At 57.4% G+C, this 310-nt stretch carries 1 pseudogene; it reads right to left on the bottom strand.

Annotated elements, in window-relative coordinates:
* Positions 1–310 (bottom strand): annotated as a pseudogene (locus tag A6X21_RS17050) (site-specific DNA-methyltransferase); the annotation flags it as partial.

The following is a 310-nucleotide window of genomic DNA, read 5'->3' as shown; positions in this document are numbered from 1 at the left end:
TCGGGTTCAAATACTCCAGCGAGAAGTACCGCGCGTTCGCCTCGAACCCGTCGGCCATCGGGAACTCGTCTGTGAATTTGTAGTCGCCCTTAATCGGATCGCCCGCCGGGGTCTTTCCAGTGATGGCGGCAGTCACTCGCGGTTTCGTCACATAGTCAGCAATACCGAGCGCTTCCCATTCAGGATCTCCCGGCCGCAAACCCTTTTCGCGCAAAGTCTTTTGCTCATCAGCACTGACCTCGTTGTTGGTCACCATGATCGAGCGTCGACGGCCACCGTCCTGTTTGTTCAGCCTCATTACCGCATGCGC

Source organism: Planctopirus hydrillae (assembly GCF_001707835.1).
Taxonomy (GTDB): domain Bacteria; phylum Planctomycetota; class Planctomycetia; order Planctomycetales; family Planctomycetaceae; genus Planctopirus; species Planctopirus hydrillae.
This window is presented reverse-complemented; position numbering and strand designations above follow the sequence as displayed.